The organism is Isoptericola croceus (assembly GCF_029382255.1).
GTDB classification, from domain to species: Bacteria; Actinomycetota; Actinomycetes; order Actinomycetales; family Cellulomonadaceae; genus Isoptericola; species Isoptericola croceus.
The window spans coordinates 1046595-1069528 of sequence record NZ_JARLLG010000001.1; the positions used below are offsets into that span (position 1 = coordinate 1046595).

17 protein-coding genes and 1 pseudogene are annotated in these 22934 nt (G+C 71.8%); 4 read left to right on the forward strand and 14 right to left on the reverse strand.

Features of this window, described 5'->3' with window-relative positions:
• Positions 1-13: 13 nt before the first annotated feature.
• Entirely contained in the window at positions 14-1363 is a 1350-nt protein-coding gene (aceA, locus tag PZC42_RS04845) for an isocitrate lyase (protein ID WP_277208912.1), read from the reverse strand.
• 138 nt (positions 1364-1501) lie between these two features.
• On the opposite strand from aceA, the gene PZC42_RS04850 reads away from it, so the two are divergent.
• A complete protein-coding gene (locus tag PZC42_RS04850; RefSeq protein ID WP_277208913.1) occupies positions 1502-3013 on the forward strand; it encodes an XRE family transcriptional regulator in 1512 nt (503 codons plus the stop codon).
• Between the two features lie 93 nt (positions 3014-3106).
• Positions 3107-7882: an NAD-glutamate dehydrogenase gene (locus PZC42_RS04855; protein WP_277208915.1), complete on the forward strand. Its 4776-nt coding sequence runs from the start codon at positions 3107-3109 to the stop codon at positions 7880-7882.
• Between the two features lie 84 nt (positions 7883-7966).
• On the opposite strand, the gene PZC42_RS04860 is transcribed toward PZC42_RS04855, so the two are convergent.
• The 3 genes and pseudogenes from PZC42_RS04860 to PZC42_RS04870 form a co-directional block, all read right to left on the reverse strand.
• The gene (locus tag PZC42_RS04860) at positions 7967-9187 is read right to left on the reverse strand and encodes an acetyl-CoA C-acetyltransferase (protein ID WP_277208916.1); all 1221 of its coding nucleotides are present in this window, start codon (positions 9185-9187) and stop codon (positions 7967-7969) included.
• Positions 9184-9828 carry a 3-oxoacid CoA-transferase subunit B gene (locus PZC42_RS04865; protein ID WP_277209292.1) on the reverse strand — a complete coding sequence of 215 codons (645 nt, stop codon included), beginning with the start codon at positions 9826-9828 and terminating at the stop codon, positions 9184-9186. The genes PZC42_RS04860 and PZC42_RS04865 overlap by 4 nt, the downstream gene beginning before the upstream one ends.
• Positions 9829-9912: 84 nt before the next feature.
• Positions 9913-10707, reverse strand: a pseudogene (locus PZC42_RS04870) (CoA transferase subunit A); the annotation flags it as partial.
• A gap of 161 nt (positions 10708-10868) precedes the next feature.
• On the opposite strand from PZC42_RS04870, the gene PZC42_RS04875 reads away from it, so the two are divergent.
• Entirely contained in the window at positions 10869-11774 is a 906-nt protein-coding gene (locus PZC42_RS04875) for a LysR family transcriptional regulator (RefSeq protein WP_277208917.1), read from the forward strand.
• Between the two features lie 22 nt (positions 11775-11796).
• Here PZC42_RS04875 and PZC42_RS04880 read toward each other — a convergent pair whose 3' ends face one another.
• From PZC42_RS04880 to PZC42_RS04905, 6 genes are read right to left on the reverse strand one after another with little or no spacing between them, the layout of a single operon-like run.
• A complete protein-coding gene (locus tag PZC42_RS04880) occupies positions 11797-12138 on the reverse strand; it encodes a cation:proton antiporter (protein WP_277208919.1) in 342 nt (113 codons plus the stop codon).
• Positions 12139-12143: 5 nt separating this feature from the next.
• Positions 12144-12401, reverse strand: coding sequence for an MrpF/PhaF family protein (locus tag PZC42_RS04885; protein ID WP_277208920.1), 258 nt, complete (start codon positions 12399-12401; stop codon positions 12144-12146).
• A complete protein-coding gene (locus tag PZC42_RS04890; RefSeq protein WP_277208921.1) occupies positions 12398-12754 on the reverse strand; it encodes a Na+/H+ antiporter subunit E in 357 nt (118 codons plus the stop codon). The genes PZC42_RS04885 and PZC42_RS04890 overlap by 4 nt, the downstream gene beginning before the upstream one ends.
• Complete coding sequence (locus PZC42_RS04895; RefSeq protein WP_277208923.1) at positions 12751-14301, reverse strand: monovalent cation/H+ antiporter subunit D family protein; 1551 nt, start codon at positions 14299-14301, stop codon at positions 12751-12753. The genes PZC42_RS04890 and PZC42_RS04895 overlap by 4 nt, the downstream gene beginning before the upstream one ends.
• A complete protein-coding gene (locus PZC42_RS04900) occupies positions 14301-14717 on the reverse strand; it encodes a sodium:proton antiporter (protein WP_277208925.1) in 417 nt (138 codons plus the stop codon). The genes PZC42_RS04895 and PZC42_RS04900 overlap by 1 nt, the downstream gene beginning before the upstream one ends.
• Positions 14714-17554, reverse strand: coding sequence for a DUF4040 family protein (locus PZC42_RS04905; RefSeq protein WP_277209293.1), 2841 nt, complete (start codon positions 17552-17554; stop codon positions 14714-14716). Before PZC42_RS04905 ends, PZC42_RS04900 begins: the two co-directional genes overlap by 4 nt.
• A 479-nt stretch (positions 17555-18033) precedes the next feature.
• Between PZC42_RS04905 and phoH2 the strand changes: the two genes are divergently transcribed.
• The gene (phoH2, locus tag PZC42_RS04910) at positions 18034-19371 is read left to right on the forward strand and encodes an RNA 5'-3' helicase PhoH2 (protein WP_277208926.1); all 1338 of its coding nucleotides are present in this window, start codon (positions 18034-18036) and stop codon (positions 19369-19371) included.
• A gap of 170 nt (positions 19372-19541) precedes the next feature.
• Here phoH2 and PZC42_RS04915 read toward each other — a convergent pair whose 3' ends face one another.
• Genes PZC42_RS04915 through PZC42_RS04930 form a run of 4 tightly spaced genes read right to left on the reverse strand, consistent with a single transcriptional unit; the run spans position 19542 to position 22829 of the window.
• Entirely contained in the window at positions 19542-20975 is a 1434-nt protein-coding gene (locus PZC42_RS04915; RefSeq protein WP_277208929.1) for a class II fumarate hydratase, read from the reverse strand.
• Positions 20976-21004: 29 nt separating this feature from the next.
• The gene (locus PZC42_RS04920; protein ID WP_277208931.1) at positions 21005-21661 is read right to left on the reverse strand and encodes a carbonic anhydrase; all 657 of its coding nucleotides are present in this window, start codon (positions 21659-21661) and stop codon (positions 21005-21007) included.
• The gene (locus PZC42_RS04925) at positions 21658-22581 is read right to left on the reverse strand and encodes a carbohydrate kinase family protein (protein ID WP_277208933.1); all 924 of its coding nucleotides are present in this window, start codon (positions 22579-22581) and stop codon (positions 21658-21660) included. Before PZC42_RS04925 ends, PZC42_RS04920 begins: the two co-directional genes overlap by 4 nt.
• Positions 22581-22829 carry an exodeoxyribonuclease VII small subunit gene (locus PZC42_RS04930; protein ID WP_277208935.1) on the reverse strand — a complete coding sequence of 83 codons (249 nt, stop codon included), beginning with the start codon at positions 22827-22829 and terminating at the stop codon, positions 22581-22583. The genes PZC42_RS04925 and PZC42_RS04930 overlap by 1 nt, the downstream gene beginning before the upstream one ends.
• Positions 22830-22934 lie beyond the last annotated feature (105 nt).

The window sequence follows — 22934 nt, forward strand, 5'->3', positions numbered from 1 at the left end:
CGGAACGGGTGAGTCAGAACTGGGCGGCCTCGGTGGAGCCGGCGAGGGCGAGGGTGGCGGCGTCGGGGTTGAGCGCCGTGGACACGCGGTCGAAGTAGCCGGTGCCCACCTCTCGCTGGTGCTTCGTGGCGGTGTAGCCGCGGGTCTCGGAGGCGAACTCCGCCTCCTGCAGCTGCACGTAGGCCGTCATCTGCTCACGGGCGTATCCGTGGGCCAGATCGAACATGGAGTGGTTGAGGGCGTGGAAGCCCGCCAGGGTGATGAACTGGAAGCTGAAGCCCATCGCGCCCAGCTCGCGCTGGAACCTCGCGATCGTGTCGTCGTCGAGGTGCTTCTTCCAGTTGAACGAGGGCGAGCAGTTGTACGCGAGCATCTGGTCGGGGAACTCGGCCTTGACGGCTTCGGCGAAGCGGCGGGCGAGGTCGAGGTCGGGTGTGCCGGTCTCCATCCAGATGAGGTCGGAGTACGGGGCGTAGGCCAGGGCGCGGGTGACGCACGGCTCGATGCCGTTCGTCACCTTGTAGAAGCCCTCGGCGGTCCGCTCACCGGTCAGGAACGGTCGGTCGCGCTCGTCGACGTCGGAGGTCAGCAGGGTGGCCGCCTCCGCGTCGGTGCGGGCGATGATGACGCTCGGCACGTCGGAGACGTCGGCCGCCAGCCGTGCCGCGTTGAGCGTGCGCACGTGCTGCTTGGTCGGGATGAGCACCTTGCCGCCCAGGTGGCCGCACTTCTTCTCCGACGCGAGCTGGTCTTCCCAGTGCACGCCGGAGGCGCCCGAGGCGATCATCGACTTCATGAGCTCGTAGGCGTTCAGCGGCCCGCCGAACCCGGCCTCGGCGTCCGCGACGATCGGCGCGAGCCAGTTGCGTGAAGGGCCGTTTCCGGCGTTCTCAGAGACGTCGATCTGGTCGGCCCGCAGCAGCGCGTTGTTGATGCGCCGCACGACGGCCGGCACCGAGTTCGCGGGGTAGAGCGACTGGTCGGGGTAGGTCTGCCCGGACAGGTTCGCGTCCCCGGCCACCTGCCAGCCCGAGAGGTAGATGGCCTTCAGGCCGGCCTTGACCTGCTGCACGGCCTGGTTGCCGGTCAGCGCGCCGAGGGCGTTGACGTAGTCCTCGGTGTGCAGGAGCTCCCAGAGGACCTCGGAGCCGCGGCGGGCGAGGGTGTGCTCCTCGGCGACGGACCCGCGCAGCGCGACGACGTCCTCGGCCGAGTAGTCACGCACGATGCCGGACCAGCGCGGGTCGGTCGCCCACTGCTCGGCGAGCGCGGCAGCCGTCGTGACCTGGTCGCCCGGGCGGGTTCCGTGGGTCGAGGCGGTCGTGGTCCCGTTCGTGGAGCCGGTCTCGAGCGTCGCGGTCATGATCTTGCCTTCCGGTCGTGGTGCCTTCGTGAGGAGGAACGTGCCCTCGACAACGACTCTGCGCCCTGCGCAAGCCCCCCGACCAGGATTCGTGAGAAGAAGTATCGGGATTCTTCTGCTTCCCAGAAGCAGTGGTCCATGTCACGCTGGACCATGGCCATCACGACGACGAACCGGTCCGGCTCGGCGCTCCCGACGCCGCCCTCGACCGGCGCCGAGCCCGACGCCCTGACGATCGGGCGGCGCATCCGGCACCTGCGCACCCGCCGGGGGATGACCCTCGGTGAGCTTGGAGACGCTATCTCACGTGCGCCGTCGCAGGTCTCCATGCTGGAGAACGGCAAGCGCGAACCCACCATCGCCCGCCTGCAGGCCGTGGCGCGCGCCCTGGGCACCAGCGTCGACGACCTGCTCTCGCCCGAGCCGCCGTCGCGCCGGGACGCCCTCGAGATCGAGCTCGAACGGGTGCAAAGAGGGCCGCTCTTCTCTGCGCTCGGCGTCAAGCCTGTGCGCGTCGGCAAGTCCTTGCCGAGCGATGCGCTCGAGGCGATCGTCGCGCTGCAGGCCGAGCTCGAGCGGCTGCACCGCGAGCGCGCGCTGACGCCGGAGGAGGCGCGTCGCGCCAACACCGAGCTGCGGGCGGACATGCGCGCGCAGGACAACTACTTCCCGGACCTGGAGATCGTCGCGCGCACCCTGCTGGACGACGTCGGGCACACCCGGGGGCCGATGCCACAACGGGCCGCCGTCGACGTGGCCGCGCACCTGGGCTTCACGATCCACTACGAGCCGGACCTGCCGCAGTCGACGCGCGCCGTCATCGACCGGCGCAACCGCCGCGTCTACCTGCCGAGCAACGGCATCCGCGGGCGGTCCGACGCCCGCTCGGCGCTGCTGCAGGCGCTCGCCTCGCACGTGCTCGAGCACTCCGAGCCGGGCGACTACGCGGAGTTCCTGCGTCAGCGGGTCGAGGCGAACTACCTCTGCGCGGCGCTGCTGCTGCCGGAGCGCGACGCCGTCAAGCACCTGCGCGAGGCGAAGGACGCCCGGGCGATCTCCATCGAGGACCTGCGCGACGCGTTCGCGGTCTCGTACGAGACGGCGGCCCACCGGTTCACCAACCTCGCCACGCGACACCTCGGCATCGGGGTGCACTTCATGAAGGTCCACGAGTCCGGGGCCATCCACAAGGCGTACGAGAACGACGGCGTCCGCTTCCCGGCCGACGCGCTCGGTACCGTCGAGGGCCAGCACGTGTGCCGGCAGTGGACGGCGCGGGTGGTGTTCGGGATCCAGGACCGGCTCAGCCCGTACTACCAGTACACCGACACCCCGACGGGGACCTACTGGTGCACCTCCCGGGTCTCGGACACCCCGGAGGGCCGGTTCTCGGTGAGCGTGGGCGTGCCGTACGCGCAGGTCAAGTGGTTCCTGGGACGGGAGACGACGGCGCGATCGACCTCGCGGTGCCCGGAGGACTCCTGCTGCCGCCAGCCGGCACAGCCCCTGGCAGAACGATGGGCGGGCCAGGCCTTGCCGAGCGCTCGTCCGCACGCCTCGATGCTGGCGGCGATGCCGTCGGGCGCGTTCCCGGGCGTCGACACCTCCGAGGTCTACGAGTTCCTGGAGCGGCACGCCCCGACAGCCTGAGACCACGGCCTCGCCTGGCGTGGACGCGCCCCTTGGATAGCATCGAGAAGTACCAGGTCAGGTCCACGGTCCCGACGCAGAATGAAGAGGTTCATGACCGACGACGTCGCCTCGAACCCGCAGGTCCTCGAGGTCGTCGAGGGCCTCCCTCCCGAGCTCGGGCGCCACGTGAGACAGCTCCTCGGCGCCTACACCGCGGAGGATCTCACCGAGCGCGAGCCGCGTGACGTCGTCGGGGCAGCGGCGTCGACGTGCGAGTTCGCTGCCCGTCGCGAGCCCGGGCAGACCCTCGTGCGGGTCTTCACACCGACGCTGCGCGAGGACGGTTGGACGTCGCGTCGCACCGTCGTCGACATCTGCACCGACGACGTGCCCTTCCTCGTCGACTCCGTCGACGGGGCCATCGCACGGCACGGCCGCACGCTCCACCTGCTGCAGCACCCCGTGCTGGAGGTCCGCCGCGACGACGACGGCGCGCTGCTGGAGATCGGGGCCCACGGCGGCCGGCTCGAGTCGTGGATCCACGTGGAGACCGACAGGATCACGAACCAGGAGGAACGTGACGCGCTGGTCGTCAGGCTGCGGGACGTCGTCGCCGACGTGCACAGCTCCGTCGAGGACTGGTCCGCGATGCGCCGGGCCTGCCTCGACATCTGCACGGACCTGCGCGTGCAGCCGCCGCCCACCGCCGACCCGGCGACGATCGCGCCCACGGTGGAGTTCCTCACCTGGCTGGCGGAGGACCACTTCACGTTCCTCGGCTACCGCGAGTACACGCTCGACACCCTCGACGGCGAGGACGTGCTGAGGCCGTTGCCGCACACCGGGCTGGGCATCCTGCACAAGCCGACCTCCGCCGTCGTGCACCTGCGCCCCGAGGCGCGACGCACCGCCCGTGAGCCGCGCCTGCTCACCATCACCAAGGCGAACTCCCGAGCCACGGTGCACCGCGACGCCTACCTCGACTACGTCGGCGTGCGCTCCTTCGACGCCGAGGGGAACGTCACCGGAGAGCGCCGGTTCCTCGGGCTGTTCACGTCCGCGGCCTACGCCTCGTCCGTCCTCACCCTTCCGATCGTCGCGCCGAAGGTGCGGGCGGTGCTGCGGGCCTCGGGCTTCGCCCCGACCTCGCACTCCGGCAAGGACCTGCAGCAGGTCCTCGAGCAGTTTCCGCGCGACGAGCTCTTCCAGGACTCCGTGGACCACCTGGCCGACGTCGCCGGCGAGGTGTCCCGCCTGCGGGAGCGTCGCAGCACCCGCGTCTTCCTGCGGACGGACGAGTTCGGCCGGTTCGTCTCGGCCCTGGTGTACCTCCCGCGCGACCGCTACAACACCACGGTGCGGCTGCGCATCGAGGCGCTGCTGCGCGACGCCTTCGACGCGGAACGCGTCGAGCACACGACGCGCGTGGACGACGGACCCCTCGCACAGCTGCACTTCGTGGTGCGGGTCCCGCGCGACGCCACGATCCCCGACGTCGACGAGGCCGACCTGCAGCGCCGGCTCGAGGACGCCATCCGCACCTGGGAGGCGGCGCTCGTGGACGAGCTGCACCACGTCCACGACGAGGAGGTGGCCGCGGAGATCCTGGGCCGCTACGGGGCGGCCTTCCCCGAGGCGTACAAGGAGCAGGTCGTTCCGGCGGCGGCCGTCGGGGACATCGAGCGCCTCGACGGGCTCTCTGACGCCGACCCGATCGCGGTGCATCTGTACGCGCCTCCCGGAGCCGACCCGACCGTGCGCCGGCTCACCCTCGCCTCGCTCCACGAGCACCGGCTCACCCAGGTGCTGCCGCTGCTGACCGACCTCGGCGTGGACGTGATCGACGAGAGGCCGTACCAGGTCAACCTCGCCGACGGCGAGACGCGGTACATCTCGGACTTCGGGCTCACCGCACCCGACCCCGCGCTGTGGGACGGCGACGGTACCGCGACGGCCCTCGAGGAGACGTTCCGTGCCGTGTGGTCGGGCGCCGCGGAGAGCGACGTGCTGAACGCGCTCGTCCTGCGCGCCGGCCTGTCGTGGCGTGACGTGGTGATCCTGCGGTCGATCGGGCGCTACCTGCGCCAGACCGGTTCTGCGTTCTCGATGGAGTACATCGACGCGGCCCTCATCGCTCACCCGGAGATGGCCGCCGACGTGGTGCGGTTGTTCGCGCTGCGCTTCGACCCGGAGGTCGAGGGCGACCGTGCCGAGCAGGTTCAGCAGGCGACGGCGGCCCTGCTGGCGGGCCTGGACGACGTCGCCAGCCTCGACCAGGACCGCATCCTGCGCGCCTTCGTCGGGGTGGTCGGCGCGGTCTGGCGCACCAACTTCTACACCCGCGACGCGCACGGGGCGCCGAAGCCGTGGGTGTCGATGAAGCTCGACTGCGCGCGCGTGCCGGACCTGCCGCCACCGCACCCGATGGCGGAGATCTGGGTGTACTCCCCCCAGGTGGAGGGGGTGCACCTGCGCTTCGGCAAGGTGGCGCGGGGTGGCCTGCGCTGGAGCGACCGACGCGAGGACTTCCGTACCGAGGTGCTCGGCCTGGTCAAGGCACAGATGGTCAAGAACGCCGTGATCGTCCCCACCGGGTCGAAGGGCGGTTTCGTGGCCAAGCAGCTGCCCGACGCCGGTGACAGGGCGGCCTGGCTGGCCGAGGGCAAGGCGGCGTACCGCACGTTCGTCCGGGGCCTGCTGGACCTCACCGACAACCGGGAGGGCGCCGACGTGGTGCCCCCGGAGCGGGTCGTGCGCCACGACGGCGACGACCCGTATCTCGTCGTCGCTGCCGACAAGGGCACGGCGTCGTTCTCGGACATCGCCAACGAGATCTCCCGCGAGTACGGCTTCTGGCTCGACGACGCCTTCGCCTCGGGCGGGTCGGCCGGCTACGACCACAAGGCCATGGGCATCACCGCTCGCGGAGCCTGGGAGTCGGTGAAGCGGCACTTCCGCGAGCTCGGGCACGACACCCAGACGCAAGACTTCACCGCGGTGGGTATCGGGGACATGTCCGGTGACGTGTTCGGCAACGGCATGCTGCTGTCCGAGCACATCCGGCTGGTGGCCGCGTTCGACCACCGCCACGTCTTCGTCGACCCCGACCCGGACGCCGCGGTCTCCTACGCCGAGCGGAGGCGGCTATTCGAGCTGCCACGTTCGTCATGGGCGGACTACGACCCCGACCTCGTCTCGGCGGGTGGAGGCGTCTTCCCGTTGTCGGCGAAGTCGATCCCGGTGACGCCGCAGATGGTCGAGGCGCTCGGGCTCGACGCGAGCGTCACCGCGCTCACGCCGGCGGAGCTGAAGAGGGCCGTCCTGCTGGCCCCTGTCGACCTGCTCTGGAACGGCGGCATCGGCACCTACGTCAAGGCGAGCGCCGAGTCGGACGGCGAGATCGGCGACCGGGCGAACGACGCGATCCGGGTGAACGGCGACGAGCTGCGGGTGCGGGTCGTCGGTGAGGGCGGCAACCTCGGTGTCAGTCAGCGGGGCCGGATCGAGGCAGCGCAGTCGGGGGTCCAGATCAACACCGACGCGATCGACAACTCGGCGGGCGTCGGCACCTCGGACCACGAGGTGAACATCAAGATCTTGCTCGGCGCCGTGATGCGGGACGGCCGGCTGGGGCTCGCCGAGCGCAACGAGCTGTTGCAGGCCATGACCGACGAGGTCGCGGCACAGGTGCTCCGCGACAACTACGAGCAGAACGTGCTGCTCGGCAACTCCCGGGCGAACGCGGCCGTCATGCTGCCCGTGCACGAGCGGCTCATGGCGTGGCTCGAAGCGCGCGGCGAGCTGGACCGCGAGCTGGAGTTCCTGCCCGACGTCGGTGAGATCGCCGAGCGTGTGAAGCAGAGGCAAGGACTGACCCGGCCGGAGTTCGCGGTCCTGGTGGCCTACGCCAAGCTGGCGCTGAAGGAGGACCTCACCGAGACCGATCTGGCGGACGACCCGTGGTTCGCCCGCACGTTGGCGGCGTACTTCCCGGCCGAGATCCGGGACCGGTATCCGGACGACCTGGCGAAGCACCCGCTGCGTCGGGAGATCGTCGTCAACGCCGTGGTGAACTCGATGGTGAACCGCGGTGGCATCACGTTCGCCTTCCGCGCGGCGGACGAGACGGGGGCACCGACGGAGCAGATCGCGAGGGCGTTCGTGGCCGCGCGGGAGATCCTCGACCTGCGCGGGTTCGTCGCCGCGATCGAGGCCACGGACAACGTGGTGGTGGCCCGGGTGCAGACCGACCTGTACCTGGAGCTCCGCCGGCTGCTCGACCGCACGGCGCGGTGGATCGTGCAGCACCGGTCCCACCGGGTCGAGGTCGGCGAGGAGATCGCGGCGTACTCCGGCCCCGTCCGGTCCTACGCCGTGCGGTTGGGCGAGGTGCTGCAGGGCGCCGAGCTGCGGCGGTACACCGAGCGGGTCGCCGATCTGGAGGAGGCGGGGTGCGACCCGGCCCTCGCCCGGCGCGGCGCGGGTCTCCTGGGCACGCTGCCCCTGATGGACGTCGCCGAGCTGTCGTCCACCCGCGGCTGGGATCTCGACGAGGTGGCACGGACCTACTTCACGCTGTCGGGCCGCCTCGGGGTCGGCGACATGCTCACCAGCGTGTCCGGGCTGCCGCAGGACGACCGTTGGGACTCGATGGCTCGCGCCGCCCTGCGTGACGACGTGTACGCGGTGATGGTTGCGCTGACGGCGTCGGTGCTCGACCGCACAGGGTCCGGTGACGCCCCGGAGCGGATCGAGTCGTGGCTCGAGGCGGGTGGCGCGACGGCCCGGCGTGCGATGGAGGCGCTGGACATGGCGCACGCTGTGGAGCGGCCGGGCATCGCCACGCTCTCCGTCGCGCTGCGCCAGCTGCGCTCGCTCGCCCGCTGAATCGTTGTGGGCGCGATTTCTGGCCCGAAATGTCGTTGATCTCCAGGTATGGTGGCCCAGATTTCGCGCCCACAACGCTTGCGGTCAGGCCTCGAGGAGCAGTGCCTCGCCTTGTCCGCCGCCGCCGCAGAGCGCGACGGCGGCACGTGCGCCGTCCTGCCCGTCGGCCCGGCGCCGCGCCAGCTCGTGCGCGGCATGCACCGCGAGGCGGGCTCCGGAGGCACCGATCGGGTGACCCAGCGAGATGCCGCCACCGTGCGGGTTGACGATCTCGGGGTCGAGACCCAGAGCCCGTGTCGACACCGCGGAGACGACGGCGAAGGCCTCGTTGATCTCCACGTGGTCCAGGTCGTCCGCCGCCCACCCCGCACGGGCCAGCGCCACCGAGATCGCGTGCGCGGGCTGGGAGTGCAGCGAGGTGTCCGGGCCGGCGACCTGCCCGGCCGATCGCACGGTGGCCAGCGCGGTCACCCCCGCGGCCTCGGCCCGTGCCCGCGTGGTGAGGACGAGCGCCGCCGCGCCGTCGGAGATCTGCGAGGAGTTGCCGGCCGTGAGGGTCCCGTCGGAGGAGAACGCCGGCCGCAGGCGAGCGAGCCCGTCGGCGGTGGTGTCCGGCCGCACCCCCTCGTCGGAGGAGACGACCACGGGCTCGCCCCGCCGCTGCGGTACCTCCACGGGCGCCAGCTCGGCGGCGAAGACGCCGTCCTTCGTGGCGCGGGCCGCCCGCTGGTGGGACGCCGCGGCGAGCGCGTCCTGCTCGTCGCGGGAGACGAACACGTCCCCGGAGTTGTGCTGCTCGGTGCTCAGCCCCATGGCCTGCCCGTCGAACGCGTCGGACAGCCCGTCGCGCGCCACGGCGTCCAGCAGGGTGGCGTCGCCGTAGCGGAACCCGGCGCGCGCCCCGGGCAGCAGGTGCGGGGCGTTGGTCATCGACTCCTGCCCGCCGACGAGCACCACGGAGGCCTCGCCGGTACGCAGCAGACGCGCCCCGTCGACGACGGCGGTCAGCCCGGACAGGCAGACCTTGTTCACCGTCACGGCGGGCACGTTCATCGGCACGCCGGCGGCGACGGCGGCCTGCCGGGCCGGGTTCTGCCCGGCCCCGGCCTGCAGGACCTGGCCGAAGATCACGGCGTCGACGTCGCCGGCGAGGTCGCCGGCCGAGGCCAGCGCCGACCGGGCGGCCACCGCGCCGAGCTCGACGGCGGACAGGGTGGCGAGCGACCCCGCCAGCCGTCCCTGCGGGGTGCGGGCGGCGGAGACGACCACGACGTCGTCGGGCCTCGGTGCGATGGTGCTGGTCATGACTGAGCCTTTCTCGGTGGATCGAGGTCGGGGTCGATGCGCAGGGGTGCGCCGGTGGCGGCCACGACCTCGTCGGCCGTCACCCCGGGCGCGAGCTCGCGGAGCACGAGACCGTCATCGGTCACGTCGATCACCGCCAGGTCGGTGATGATGCGGTCGACGACGCCGCGGCCGGTGAGCGGCAGGGTGCACTCGCCCAGGATCTTCGGTGAGCCGTCGCGGGCGGTGTGGTCCATCAGGACGATCAGGCGCCGCGCCCCGTTCACGAGGTCCATCGCGCCGCCGGGCCCCTTGACCATCTTGCCGGGGATCATCCAGTTGGCGAGGTCGCCGGTGGCCGAGACCTGCATGGCGCCGAGGATCGCGGCGTCGATCTTGCCGCCGCGGATCATCCCGAAGCTGGTGGCGGCGTCGAACACCGAGGCGCCCGGCAGCAGCGTCACGGTCTCCTTGCCCGCGTTGATGAGGTCCGGGTCGACCTCGTCCTCGGTGGGGTAAGGCCCCACGCCGAGCAGCCCGTTCTCGGACTGCAGCACGAGGTGACGCTCGGCCGGGACGTGGTTCGGCACCAGCGTCGGCATACCGATGCCGAGGTTCACGTACGAGCCGTCGGTCAGCTCGGCGGCGGCCCGGGCGGCCATCTGGTCCCGGGTCAGTCCGCGCCGCGGCGTGCCGGCCTCCGGGGCCTGCGCAGTGGTCGCAGGGCCCGTGCCCTGGACCGACGGCGCTCCGGCGGGGCGGGTGGTGCGCTTCTCGATCCGCTTCTCGACGTCCCTGCCGACCGGGACGACGCGGTGCACGTAGACGCCCGGCAGATGGATCTCGTCCGGGTCGAGCTCACCGGGCTCGACGAGCTCCTCGACCTGCGCGACGCACACGCGCCCGGCCATGGCGGCCTGCGGCGCGAAGTTGCGGGCCGAGCGGTGGAACACCAGGTTGCCGTGCCGGTCACCCCGGGCAGCGTGCACCAGGGCGAAGTCGGTGCTGATCGCCTCCTCGAGCACGTACTCGGTCTCGACACCGTCCGGGTCGATGAACGTGCTGCGGTGCTTGGCCGGCGAGGCGACCGCGACGTCGCCGTCGGCCGTGTACCGCTGCGGCAGACCGCCGTCGGCCACCTGGGTGCCGACCCCGGCGCGCGTGTAGAAGGCGGCGATCCCCGAGCCTCCTGCCCGCAGCTTCTCGGCGAGCGTCCCCTGCGGCGTCAGCTCGAGCTGGAGCTCGCCGGACAGGTAGCGGCGCGCGAACTCCTTGTTCTCGCCGACGTAGGACGCGGTGATGCGGCGGATGCGGTCCGCGCCGAGCAGGATGCCCAGGCCCCAGTCGTCGACGCCGCAGTTGTTGCTCACGACCCACAGGTCTCGGGTGCCCTGGTCGAGGAGCGCCTCGATCAACGCGATCGGGTTGCCGCAGAGCCCGAAGCCTCCGACGGCGAGGCTGGCTCCGTCGGGCACGTCGGCCACGGCGTCGGCCGCGGACGCGACGACCTTGTCCGGTCCCGTGGGTGGGGCGGGGCGCATGGTGACCTCCGGTGTCGTCGTCGACCGTGGTGATGTGCAGCCGGCTGCCGCTGCTGGTCCTCTGATCGTCACTCTGATAGTCACAGCAACCCGATGTGCACGCAACGCTCGCCGAGGCACATCGGGTGTGCGCGGATGCACACGTCGGCTACCGTGCAACGATGCCGACGCCGTCCGCCGACCACCTGCTCGTCCTGCTCGCCGTGGCCCGCACGGGGCGCTACACCGCGGCGGCCGTCGAGCTCGGCGTCACGCACACCACGGTGGCGCGCACCGTCGCCACCCTGGAACGCAGCCTCGGTGACCGGGTCCTGGTCCGCGGCGCCGACGGCTGGGAGCTCACGGCCCTGGGGGAGCGGGCGACCCGCGCCGCCGAGGCCGTCTCCGACGCCGTCGCCCGCCTCGCCGCCGCCGACGGCGTGGGCGACCCCGTGACGGGCGTGGTCCGCATGACGGCCACCGATGCGTTCAGCGCCTACGTCGTACCGCCCGCCGTCGTCGCGCTGCGCCGTGAGCACCCCGACCTCGCCGTCGAGGTCGTGACCGTCACGCGCCGGCCGGCGCAGCACCGGTCGGGCGTGGACGTCGAGGTGGTGGTCGGAGACGCCCCCGCCCCCCGCGCCCAGGTGGTCCCGCTCGGCGAGTTCGAGCTCGGCATGTACGCCGCGCGCGGCTATCTCGCCGAGCACGGGACGCCGCGCACCGTCGCGGAGCTCGCCGACCACGGGCTCGTGCACTTCATCGACTCGATGCTGCAGGTGGACGACCTGGACACCCCGCGCCGCCTCGTGCCCGGCATCCGCGACGCGATGACGTCCACCAACGTGTTCGTGCACGTCGAGGCCACGCGGGCCGGAGCCGGCGTCGGGTTCGTGCCCTGCCTGGCGGCCGACCGGCACCCCGACCTCGTCCGGCTCCTGCCGGACCAGGTCCGGGACCGGTTGCCGTACCGGGCGCTCGTGCACCCCGAGTCCTGGCGCCGGCCTGCCGTCGCGGCCGTGGTGGCGGCGCTGCGACGGCAGGTCGGGCGGCAGCGTGACGAGCTGTTGGGCACGAGGGGCGGATGACCGCGCTCGCCGGCTCCGCAGGTCAGGGGCGCGGTTGCGGTGTCTCCGCGTCCTCGGCGAGCTGGTCGGGTGAGGTCCCGGCGACCAGCGGCGACCCCGTCAGGTAGCCGGCCCGCGCGAGGGCCATACCTCCGATGGCCGACGTCGCGAGCTGCAGGACGATCGCGACGATCGCCTTGACCGTGTTCTCCGGGCCCGGCAGGAGCAGCAGGACACCGACGAGGACCTGCATGAGCCCGAATCCTGCCGCGGTGGAGATCGCGGAGATGCGGGTGTAGACGTCGGGCAGCTTGAGCACGCCCAAGCCGGCCGTGGCGAACACCACGGAGCCGAGCAGGACGAGGGCGTAGCCGACGATGTCCATCCCTGTCACCTCTTTCCTCGGGTCAGGGCGCGGGCCAGGGACACGGCGGCCAGGAAGCCGGTGAGGGAAGCGACCAGCACCAGGTCGAACGTCCCGGTCGCTCCCGTACCGGCTCCCACCAGGCCGATCAGCGCGATCACGGCGAAGAACAGCAGGTCAGCGGCGACCGCGCGGTTCGCGTCGTCCGGTCCGACCAGGATCCGCCACACGGCGGCCAGCAGGGAGGCGACGATCAGCGTGGCGGCGGTCCACAGGACGATCATGCGGTGCCCTTCCGTCGGGTGGCGGAGAACAGCTTGTCCTCGATGCGGCGCACGGAGGCCGCGAGCCCCTCCGGGCTGCCGTCGTACATGCCGTGCACGTAGAGCGTCCGGGTCCCGGACTCCTCCGTGCGGGTGCCGAGCGTCAGCGTGCCCGGCGTCAGCGTGATCGCGATGGCGAGCAGGGTCAGCTCGGCGTCCGACCGGCAGCGCGACGCGTACTGACCGATCAACGGCCGCGAGGCCTGACCGGGCGTGAGGGTGTCCCAGATGACGGTGAAGTTCGACCGGACCACCAGCGCGAGGAACCACACGGCGAACCAGGCCCACCGCAGAGGCCACGTGAACCAGCTCATCCGCCCATCACCGCCTGCACGTAGTTGGAGGTGTCGACCAGGTTGCCTGCGGCGACCTCGCTCAGCGCCATGAGCCCCTGGGCTCCGATGCCGAGCGCCACGGTCAGGGCGGCGAGGAACACCGCCGGAGCGGCCAGCCCGAAGCTGATCTTGCGGCGTGGCTGGACGGCGAGGATTGTCGCCGCGTCCCGCAGCGCGATCTCGTCGAACTCACCGGTGACGTCCCCCGGCCGCTCAGGGGTACGCCCCGGGCGCCCCCAGAACGTTCCGGACCAGATCTTGAGCATGGACATCAGGGTCACGATGCTGACCGCGAGGGCAACCACCGCGGCGGCCACCTGACCGCCGTCGAACGCCGCCCGGAGCAGGGACAGCTTGGCGACGAAGCCGGAGAACGGCGGGAGGCCGGCCAGCGACATCGCCGCGACGAAGAACGCCGCGGCGATCACCGGTTCGGCGCGGGCGATCCCGTGCACGGTGCCCAACGGCCCTGCCCCGTACCGCACCTCGATCGCGCCGGTGGACAGGAACAACGAGGCCTTCACGATCATGTGGTGCAGCAGGTAGAAGATGCCTGCCGTCAGCCCGATCGGCCCGAAGAGGGCGACACCGAGCAGGATGTACCCGATCTGGCTGACCATGTGGAACGCGAGGATCGAGCGTGTGCTTCCCTCGCCGACCGCTCCCAGCACCCCGACGGCCATGGTGAGGGAGAACATCACCACACCGACCCACAGGTACTCGCTCATCCCCTCGAACACGACGGCGTAGATCCGGTAGATCGCGTAGATCGCCACCTTCGTGTGCAGGCCCGAGAAGAGGGCCGTCACCGCCGGGGACGCAGCCGGGTAGGTGCGGGCCAACCAGCCGTGCACGGGGACGACCGCTGCCTTCATCGACAGGGCGAACAGGCAGACCGCCACGGCGATCGCCACGGCCGTCGACTCACGGGCCGCCCCGGCGAGGTCGGCGAGGTTCACGCTGCCCGCCACGCCGTAGGTCACGCCGACACCGGCGAGGAAGACCGTGGAGATGAGCAGGTTCGCGGTGACGTAGAGCCGGGACCCGCTGACCCGCTTCAAGGGTGCGCTACCGGGCGCCGAGAGGACCAGGAGGCCGTAGGACGGCAGCAGCATGACCTCGATGAACACGAAGAGGTTGAACAGGTCGGCGGTGAGCAGCGCACCGTTCACCCCGGCGGCCAGGACGAGCACCAGAGGAGCGAAGAACCGCAGGTGCGCGTGGGAGGAGGCGACGGCGAAGGCCACGCAGGTGACGCTCAGGATCCCGGTCAGGGTGATCATGAGGGCGGTGAACTGGTCACCGACGAACGGGATGGAGATGCCTGCCGGCCACAGCCCCACGGCGTGTCCGAGCGCCGAGCCGTCGACGGTGGACACGATGAGCCAGATGCCGCCGCCGATGGAGGCGAGCAGCGTGGCGACCAGCGTGGCGACCGACCCGATCCGGTTGAACGGCATCAGCACGAGGACGGCGGCGACGACGAGGGGCACCGCCACGAACAGTGTGAGCAGGTCTGCGGGCATCAGGCCTCCCCCCTCGGTGCGGGCTCCGGCGCCAGACCGTGCGCGCGGGCGATCTCGTCGATGTCCAGCGGGTCCTCGATCGCGCCGTGGTCGGCTCGTGCGGTGTCGGAACGGTCGGCGGTGTCGTCGTCCTTGCGGCCCACGATGGCGAGCGTGAGCATGTAGATCGTGATCGCCAGGGCGATGACGATCGCCGTGAGGACGAAGGCCTGGGGCAGCGGGTCGGCGGTGATCAACGGGTCGGGGTCGTCACCGAGCGGCTGGTTGCGTCGGTCGGCACCTCCGGCCGCGAAGATCAGCACGTTGACGGCGTGGCTCAGCAGGATGAATCCGAACACGATCCGCAGCATCTCGCGCTGGAGCACCAGGTAGACGCCTCCGGCGACCAGGACGCCGACGATGAGGGCGAGCGTCATGCGTCCTCCTTGGTCGGTGCTCCGGTGGTCACGGGTTCAGGCCAGGGTTCGCGGTCTGGCGGAGACGGGTCCGGTGGCGGGTCCGCTGCGTCCGCCCCGGGCCCCCCGGTGGGGTGCTTCGGCGCCGGCCAGCCGCCGAGCAGGTCGAGCGCGGCGACCACGACACCGATGACGGCGAGGTAGACACCGACGTCGAACAGCACGGCGCTGGTCAGGTGCAGGTTGCCGATGTCGACGTGCAGGGGCTTGAGGAAGGAGCCCTCGAGGAAGCCCAGCAGGCCGGTCACGGTCGCGATGAGGACACCGCTGCCGATGAGGCGGAAGTAGGAGGCGCGGCGGGCGGTGTCCGACGACGCCGCGAGGTAGGCCAGGGCGAAGGCGGACGCCGCGACGAGTGCGCCGATGAATCCACCGCCCGGGTTCTGGTGCCCGCGCAGCAGCAGGTAGATCGAGAACAGGAGCAGCAGCGGCATGCCTAGCCGTGCGAAGGTGCGGTTGAAGACACCGTTGGTCTGGGTGTCGATCAGCGGGGAGCTCGACGGGACCTGCTGGACCGGCTGGGGGTCGCGGTACTGCAGCGGCAGGGCGCGGGCGGACTCCAGCAGGACGTAGATGACCACGCCGGCGATGCCGAGCACCGTGAGCTCGCCCAGTGTGTCCAGGGCTCGGTAGTCCACGAGGATCGTGTTGACGACGTTCGACCCGCCGGTGTCGTCCGGGGCGTTGAGCAGGAAGTGCTCGCCGGCGGCCGAGAGGTCGCGCCGACCGGTCAGGGCGAAGGTCCCCACGGCGGCCGCCAGACCACCGGCGACGGCGATCACGGCGGTGAGCACGACGCGTGGCCGTGGCGCGCGGCGGAACCCACGTGGGAGGCGGCGCAGCAGCAGGACGGCGACGACGACGGTGAGGATCTCCACCAGCAGCTGGGTGAGCGCCACGTCGGCCGCGCCCAGGGTGAAGAACAGTAGCGTCACGGCGAACCCGGCCACACCGATCACGGCCAGTGCACCGATGCGGGAGCGGATCGTCACCGCGCCCAGCACCCCGACGGCGATCAGGCCGAGGAGCACCCAGTCGAGGGGCCGGCTGGTGTCGCGCACGTCGCCCAGCCCGGTCACACCGACGAGGCCGGCCACGGCCAGCACCCCGATGCCGATGACCGGCACCGCCAGGTGCCGTGTTGGTGCGTCCGCACGGGTCAGGTCGCCGACGCGGGCGCCGAACGCCACGGTGCCACGCTGCCACGCGGCGACGGCCTCGACGCCGGTGAAGGGGAAGAGCTGACGGTCCAGCAGGCGGTCGACGGCCGCGGCGCGCCAGACCACCAGTGCCCCGACGGTGTACACGGCGGCCGAGAGGAAGAGCGCCGGTGTCAGCCCGTGCCAGAGCGTGAGGTGCGAGTGGACGTCGTGGCCCGAGGCCGCCGTCGCGCCGGCGCTGGTGAGGGTGTCGAGCAGCCAGGCTGCCGGGCCCAGCAGGACACCGAGGACGGCAGGAAGTGCCGCGGGCAGGATGAGCCAGAACCCGCCTTCGGACATCCCGGACAGCGACGCCGGGCGGACGCCGGGCAGCGGGCGCAGGACCATGCGCGCGCAGTAGGCGAACGTGAAGACGGCACCGAGTGCGGCGATCCCCGCCACGAGCCAACCGGCGCCCGGCCCTGCGAGCATGGCGTCGAGGATCGACTCCTTGGAGATGAACCCGAGAAGCGGCGGGAGCCCGGCCATCGATGCCGCGGCCAGCACGAGCATCACCGAGGTCCATGGCATCGCTCTGCCGACCCCGGCCAGCGTACGGATGTCTCGTGTTCCGGCCTGGTGGTCGATGACGCCCGCGAGCATGAACGCCGCGGACTTGAACAGGGCGTGCGCCATCGTGTGCAGGGTCGCCGCGGCGAGCGCCGCCTGGGTTCCGACGCCGATGGTGGCGACGATCAGCCCGAGCTGGCTGACGGTGGAGTAGGCCAGCAGCTCCTTGAGGTCGTTGCGCTGCAGGGCGAACACCGCACCCATCACGGTCGTGATGAGACCGATCGTGATGAGCAGGACGTTCCACGTCAGGACGTCGCTCATGGCGGGGGAGAACCGCAGGAGGAGGTAGATGCCGGCCTTGACCATCGCGGCGGCGTGCAGGTAGGCGCTGACCGGCGTCGGGGCGACCATCGCGTCGGGGAGCCAGGCGTGGAAGGGGAACTGCGCGGACTTCGTGAAGGCGGCCACCGCGATGAGCACCGCGATCACGGCGGCGAACGTCGAGTCCTGGGACCACACCGGGTCGGCCAGGATGGCGCTGAGCTGGGTGGTTCCGGTGCGCACCACTGCGGCGATGGCCGCGCCCAGCAGGCACAGACCGCCGCCGACCGTGACGAGGAAGGTCCGCACGGCGGGTGCCTGGGCCTGCGGGCTGGTGCGTGCGATGAGGAAGAAGGAGCACACCGTGGTGAACTCCCACATGACGAACAGCAGGATCACGTCGTCAGCGAGGACCAGCCCGGTCATCGCCGCGGCGAACGCCGTCATCAGCCCGTAGAAGCCGGGGTGCGGCCCGCGCTTGAGGTAGCGCGCCGAGTATGCCAGCACGGCGCCACCCACGCCCAGGACGAGGAGCAGGAACACCCAGCTGAGCCCGTCGAAGCGCAGGTGGAGGCCCACGTCGAGGCTCGGGATCCACGGCAGGTACCAGGAGGTGCCGTCGGGCGGCGGGGCCAGGCCGACCCACAACGCCAGGGCGAGGAGCCCTGCGGCGAGGGGCCAGCCGCCGGGGCGTCCGGCATGGCGGCCCAGGAACGGGGCTACCGCGGCAAGCAGCACGGCGAGCCCGAGGAGAACGGCAAGCATCACGTCGGTGGCCTTGTCGATCGAGGCGGTCGGTTCGGACAGCGAGTCGAGGCGAGAACCTCAGCGGCGGCGGTCGGGAGAGATGCCGGCCTGCTGGTCTCCCCAGGACGAGATGTAGCCGTTCGTACCGCGCGCGACCCTTGTCGGGGAAGCCGCTGGGGCAAGGGTCCTGCTCAGCTGGGTCGTCTCGGGCACCCGTGGATTCTAGCGGTCGTGGCGCCCAGGTCATGTCGGTATCCGCGCGCCGGACGCCGTGTGAACTCTCGATGACGACTTTGCGACGCGCCGGTCCCGTGACGTCCGTCACGCCGCCGGGGTCGTAGCGTGATCTCCAGGTCGCACGCCCAGTGCGTCCTCGGGAGGCCGTCTGATGGAGTGCTCGCTCCGTGCAGGAGGGCCGGCCCCGGCTCTGCTGCACGACGTGCGCTCGGCCGGTCGCCCGCCCACCACACCGTTCCGCTCTGCGCGAGGAGCACATCGTGGCCACTGAGAACACCAGCACCGACCGACGGACGTTCGTCGTCGACACGTCCGTCCTGCTGTCCGACCCGCGAGCCATCCACCGATTCGCCGAGCACGACGTCGTCCTGCCGATCGTGGTCGTCACCGAGCTGGAGGCCAAACGGCACCACGCCGAGCTCGGCTACTTCGCCCGCAGCGCGCTGCGGGCGCTGGACGACCTGCGCGTCCAGCACGGCCGCCTCGACGCCGCCGTGCCGATCGGCAACGACGGCGGCACGCTGCGGGTCGAGCTGAACCACACGGACCCCGAGGTGCTGCCCGCAGGGTTCCGGCTGGGGGACAACGACACCCGCATCCTGTCGGTCGCGGCCAACCTGGCGGCCGAGGGGCGGGACGTCACGGTGGTGTCCAAGGACCTGCCGATGCGTGTCAAGGCCTCGGCGCTCGGGCTGCGGGCCGAGGAGTACCGCCACGAGCTCGCCGTCGACTCCGGCTGGACCGGCATGCGCGAGATCACGATGACGGACGACCAGGTCGCGGCCCTGTACGAGGGATCCGCGGTCGACCTGGCGTCGCTGGACCCGCAGGTGGTCGAGGAGGCGAGCCCGCTGCTGTGTCACACGGGCCTCGTGATCCACGGGGCCGGCGGATCCGCGCTCGGGCGGGTCACCGCGGACAAGCAGGTGCGGGTCGTGCGTGGCGACCAGGACGTGTTCGGCGTGCACGGGCGCTCTGCCGAGCAGCGGGTCGCGATCGATCTTCTGCTCGACCCGGAGATCGGCATCCTGTCCATGGGTGGCAGGGCGGGGACCGGCAAGTCCGCGCTCGCGCTGTGCGCAGGCCTCGAGGCGGTGCTGGAGCGTCGTCAGCACCGCAAGATCCTCGTCTTCCGCCCGCTGTACGCCGTCGGCGGCCAGGAGCTCGGCTACCTGCCCGGCACCGAGTCGGAGAAGATGAACCCGTGGGCGCAGGCCGTGTTCGACACGCTCGGCGCGCTGGTCTCGCCCGAGGTGGTCGAGGAGGTCATCGACCGGGAGATGCTCGAGGTGCTCCCGCTGACGCACATCCGCGGCCGGTCCTTGCACGACGCGTTCGTCATCGTCGACGAGGCCCAGTCGTTGGAGCGCAACGTGCTGCTGACGGTGCTCTCACGGATCGGTCAGGACTCGCGGGTGGTGCTCACCCACGACGTGGCGCAGCGGGACAACCTGCGTGTCGGGCGGCACGACGGCGTCGCGGCGGTCATCGAGGCCATGAAGGGGCACCCGCTGTTCGCGCACGTCACGCTGACGCGGTCGGAGCGGTCGCCGGTGGCGGCGCTGGTCACCGAGATGCTCGAGTCGCTCGAGATCTGACGTGTGCGGGCAGGCGCGCCGTCCCAGGTGGAACCCCCCAGCCCCGCGCCCTGGTCGGCGCGCCTCCCGCGTCCTGCGACAGTAGCAGGTGAGGTAAGGCTTACCAAACCTCGGGTCCGTCACCTGAGACGAAGGGCTGTGGGCACAGGCCCACAGCCCTTCGTCTCAGGTCAGGCCTGCGGGGGCCTCGTCATCGACAGGACGTCGAGGGCCTTGTCGAGCTGCGCCTCGGTGACCTCGCCACGCTCCACGAACCCGAGCGCGACGACGGCCTCGCGCACCGTCATACCCTCGGCCACCGCCTTCTTCGCGACCTTCGCCGCCGCCTCGTAGCCGATCACCTTGTTGAGCGGCGTCACGATCGACGGCGACGACTCGGCGAACGCCCGGGCCCTCTCCGTGTTCGCGGTCAGCCCGGCGACCGTCTTATCCGCGAGGACGTGGGAGGCGTTCGTCAGCAGACGGATCGACTCCAGCACGCCCTGCGCGATGACTGGGATCTGCACGTTCAGCTCGAAGGAGCCCGTCGCACCGGCCCAGGCCACCGTGGCGTCGTTGCCCACCACGCGCGCGGCCACCATCAGGACCGCCTCGGGGATGACCGGGTTGACCTTGCCCGGCATGATCGACGACCCGGGCTGCAGGTCGGGGATGGCGATCTCGCCGAGGCCCGTGTTCGGACCGGAGCCCATCCAGCGCAGGTCGTTGCAGATCTTCGTGACCGAGACGGCGATCGTGCGCAGCGCGCCCGAGAGCTCGACCAGGCCGTCACGGGCCGACTGCGCCTCGAAGTGATCCCGCGCCTCGGTCAGCGGCAGGCCGGTGTCCTCGCGCAGCAGCTCGATGACACGCTGGGGGAAGCCCGCCGGCGTGTTGATGCCGGTGCCCACGGCCGTGCCGCCGAGCGGGACCTCGGCGGCACGGGGCAGCGCGGCCTCGAGGCGCTCGACGCCGTAGCGCACCGCCGCCGCGTAGCCGCCGAACTCCTGGCCGAGCGTGACGGGCGTGGCGTCCATGAGGTGGGTGCGGCCCGACTTCACGACGCCGGCGAACTCCTCCGCCTTGGCCGCGAGGGCGTCGGCCAGGTGCTGCAGCGCCGGGACGAGGTCGCGCACGACGCCGGCCGTGGCCGCCACGTGCACCGAGGTCGGGAACACGTCGTTCGACGACTGCGAGGCGTTGACGTGGTCGTTCGGGTGCACGTCACGGCCCAGGGCACGGGTCGCGAGCGTCGCGAGGACCTCGTTGGTGTTCATGTTCGACGACGTCCCGGACCCGGTCTGGAAGACGTCCACCGGGAAGTGCTCGTCGAGCTCGCCGGACGCGACCCTGTTCGCGGCGGCGGCGATCGCGTCCGCGATGTCGCGGTCGAGGACCCCCAGCTCGGCGTTGGCGAGGGCCGCGGCCTTCTTGACCTGGGCGAGCGCCTGGATGTGACCACGCTCGAGCGGGGTGCCCGAGATCGGGAAGTTCTCCACCGCGCGCTGGGTCTGAGCGCGGTACAGGGCATGGGCCGGGACACGGACCTCGCCCATCGTGTCGTGCTCGATGCGGTACTCGGTCTCGGGCGCGTCGGCGCCGCCGGCGACGATGTCGGAAGTCATGTGTCTATCGTGCCGCACCCGCAGGCGCGTCAGCGTGTGAGAGGTGTCACGCGCAGCGGCTCCTCGGCGACGTCGCCCGCCACCTCGACCAGCCGGGCCGAGCCCTCGGCCAGGTCGTACTCGACACCGACGATCGCCAGGCGCCCGTCGGTCACGGCGGCGTCGAGCGCGCCGGAGTAGCCGCGGAGCGCCTCGACCGTGTGCCGCACGTGCGCCGTGCGCAGCCGGTCGGCGAACGCGCCGTTCTCGTCGTCGTCCCTCGAGGTCCCGGCGAGATCCGCGATGGACGGGATGACCTTGTCCACGACCGACCGCACGAACCCGGGCGGCTGCTCGCCCGTCCGCAGGGTGTGAGCCGTGGCCGCCACCGCACCGCAGGAATCGTGCCCCAGCACGACCACGAGCGGGGCACCCAGGACCTCGACGCCGTACTCGATCGAGCCGAGCACGGTGGTGTCGACGACGTGGCCGGCGGTCCGGACCACGAACACGTCCCCGAGGCCCTGGTCGAAGATGATCTCGGCCGCCACGCGCGAGTCCGAGCACCCGAACACCACCGTGTGGGGGTGCTGCGCCGCGGTCAGCTCGGCGCGCCGCACCGACATCGGGGACCTCTCGGCGGGCTCGTCACGGACGAAGCGCTCGTTGCCGGCCCGCAGGGCGGCCCAGGCTTCCTTCGGGGTCATGCGTCCTCCAGCTCGTGGGACCACGGCGGGTTCGCACCCGCCCGGGAGACGGTCACCGCGGCGACGGCGACACAGCGTTCCAGCAGTGCCTCCACGGTGGGATGGTCGACGGCGCGCAGGGCCGCGCGGCGGTCTGCGCCCAGGAGTCCGGCGGTCCACAGGCCGTCGAGCAGCGCACCCATGAACGAGTCGCCCGCGCCGACGGTGTCGACCACCTCGACCTTCCGGGAGGGGACGTGCACCTCGCCCGACTCCGTCACCGCCGTCGCGCCCTGGCCGCCGAACGTCACCACCACCAGCGCCGCGCCGAGATCGTGCACCCAGGCGCGCGCGACGTCGAGCGGGGCCGTTCCCGCGGCCAGCCACTCCAGGTCCTCGTCGCTGACCTTGACGACGTCTGCCCGACGGACCAGGGACTCGATCTTCACCCGGGCGTCGGCGGGATCACCCATGAGCACCGGGCGGGCGTTCGGGTCGTAGGTGACGGTCGCCGTCGCGCGCGCGGCCTCGACCAGGGCGTGCACGTCGGCAGCGCCGGGCTCGAGCACCGCGGCGATCGACCCGGTGTGCACCGCGAGGGTCTCGGCCGTGACACCTGCTCCGGCGGGCACCCGCCACTCGAGGTCGAACTCGTAGGTCGCCCCACCTGCCGCGTCGAGGGTGGCCTGCGCCACCGACGTGCGGTCGGCGCTGTCGCTGCCCGGCGTCGTCGTCACGCCTGACTCGGCCAACCAGGCACGGACCGCGTCGCCGCGCTCGTCCGGCCCGAGCCACGTGGCCAGCCGGGCGTCACGGCCCAGCCGCCCCAGGGTCAGGGCGACGTTGGCGAGCGACCCGCCGGGGTGCTCGGCGCTGGTCCCGTCCGGCCGGTGGACGACGTCCACGAGGGCCTCGCCCACCGCGAGGACGTGCTGCGACATCAGGCCTCCTCCGCCGGGCTCGTGGCAGTCTGCGCTGCAGCGAGGCGCTCACGGGCGCCGTCGAGCCACTCCTGGCAGCGGGCGGCGAGGGCTTCGCCCCGCTCCCACAGCGCCAGGGAGTACTCCAGCGGCTCGCCCCCGGCCTCGAGCCGGGACACGACCTGGACGAGCTCGTCACGGGCCTGCTCGTACGTGAGCGTTCCGACCTCCGGAAGGTCGGCCTGCCAAGAGTGTTCTGCGTCGGTCACGGAGGACAGTCAACCGCACCGCACCGACATCGGGCAGGTCGTCTCGCGAAGGGGACGCCCCGGTCCCTCGCAGGAGCCCGTGCCCCGCCCCGGCGATCGGGGAAA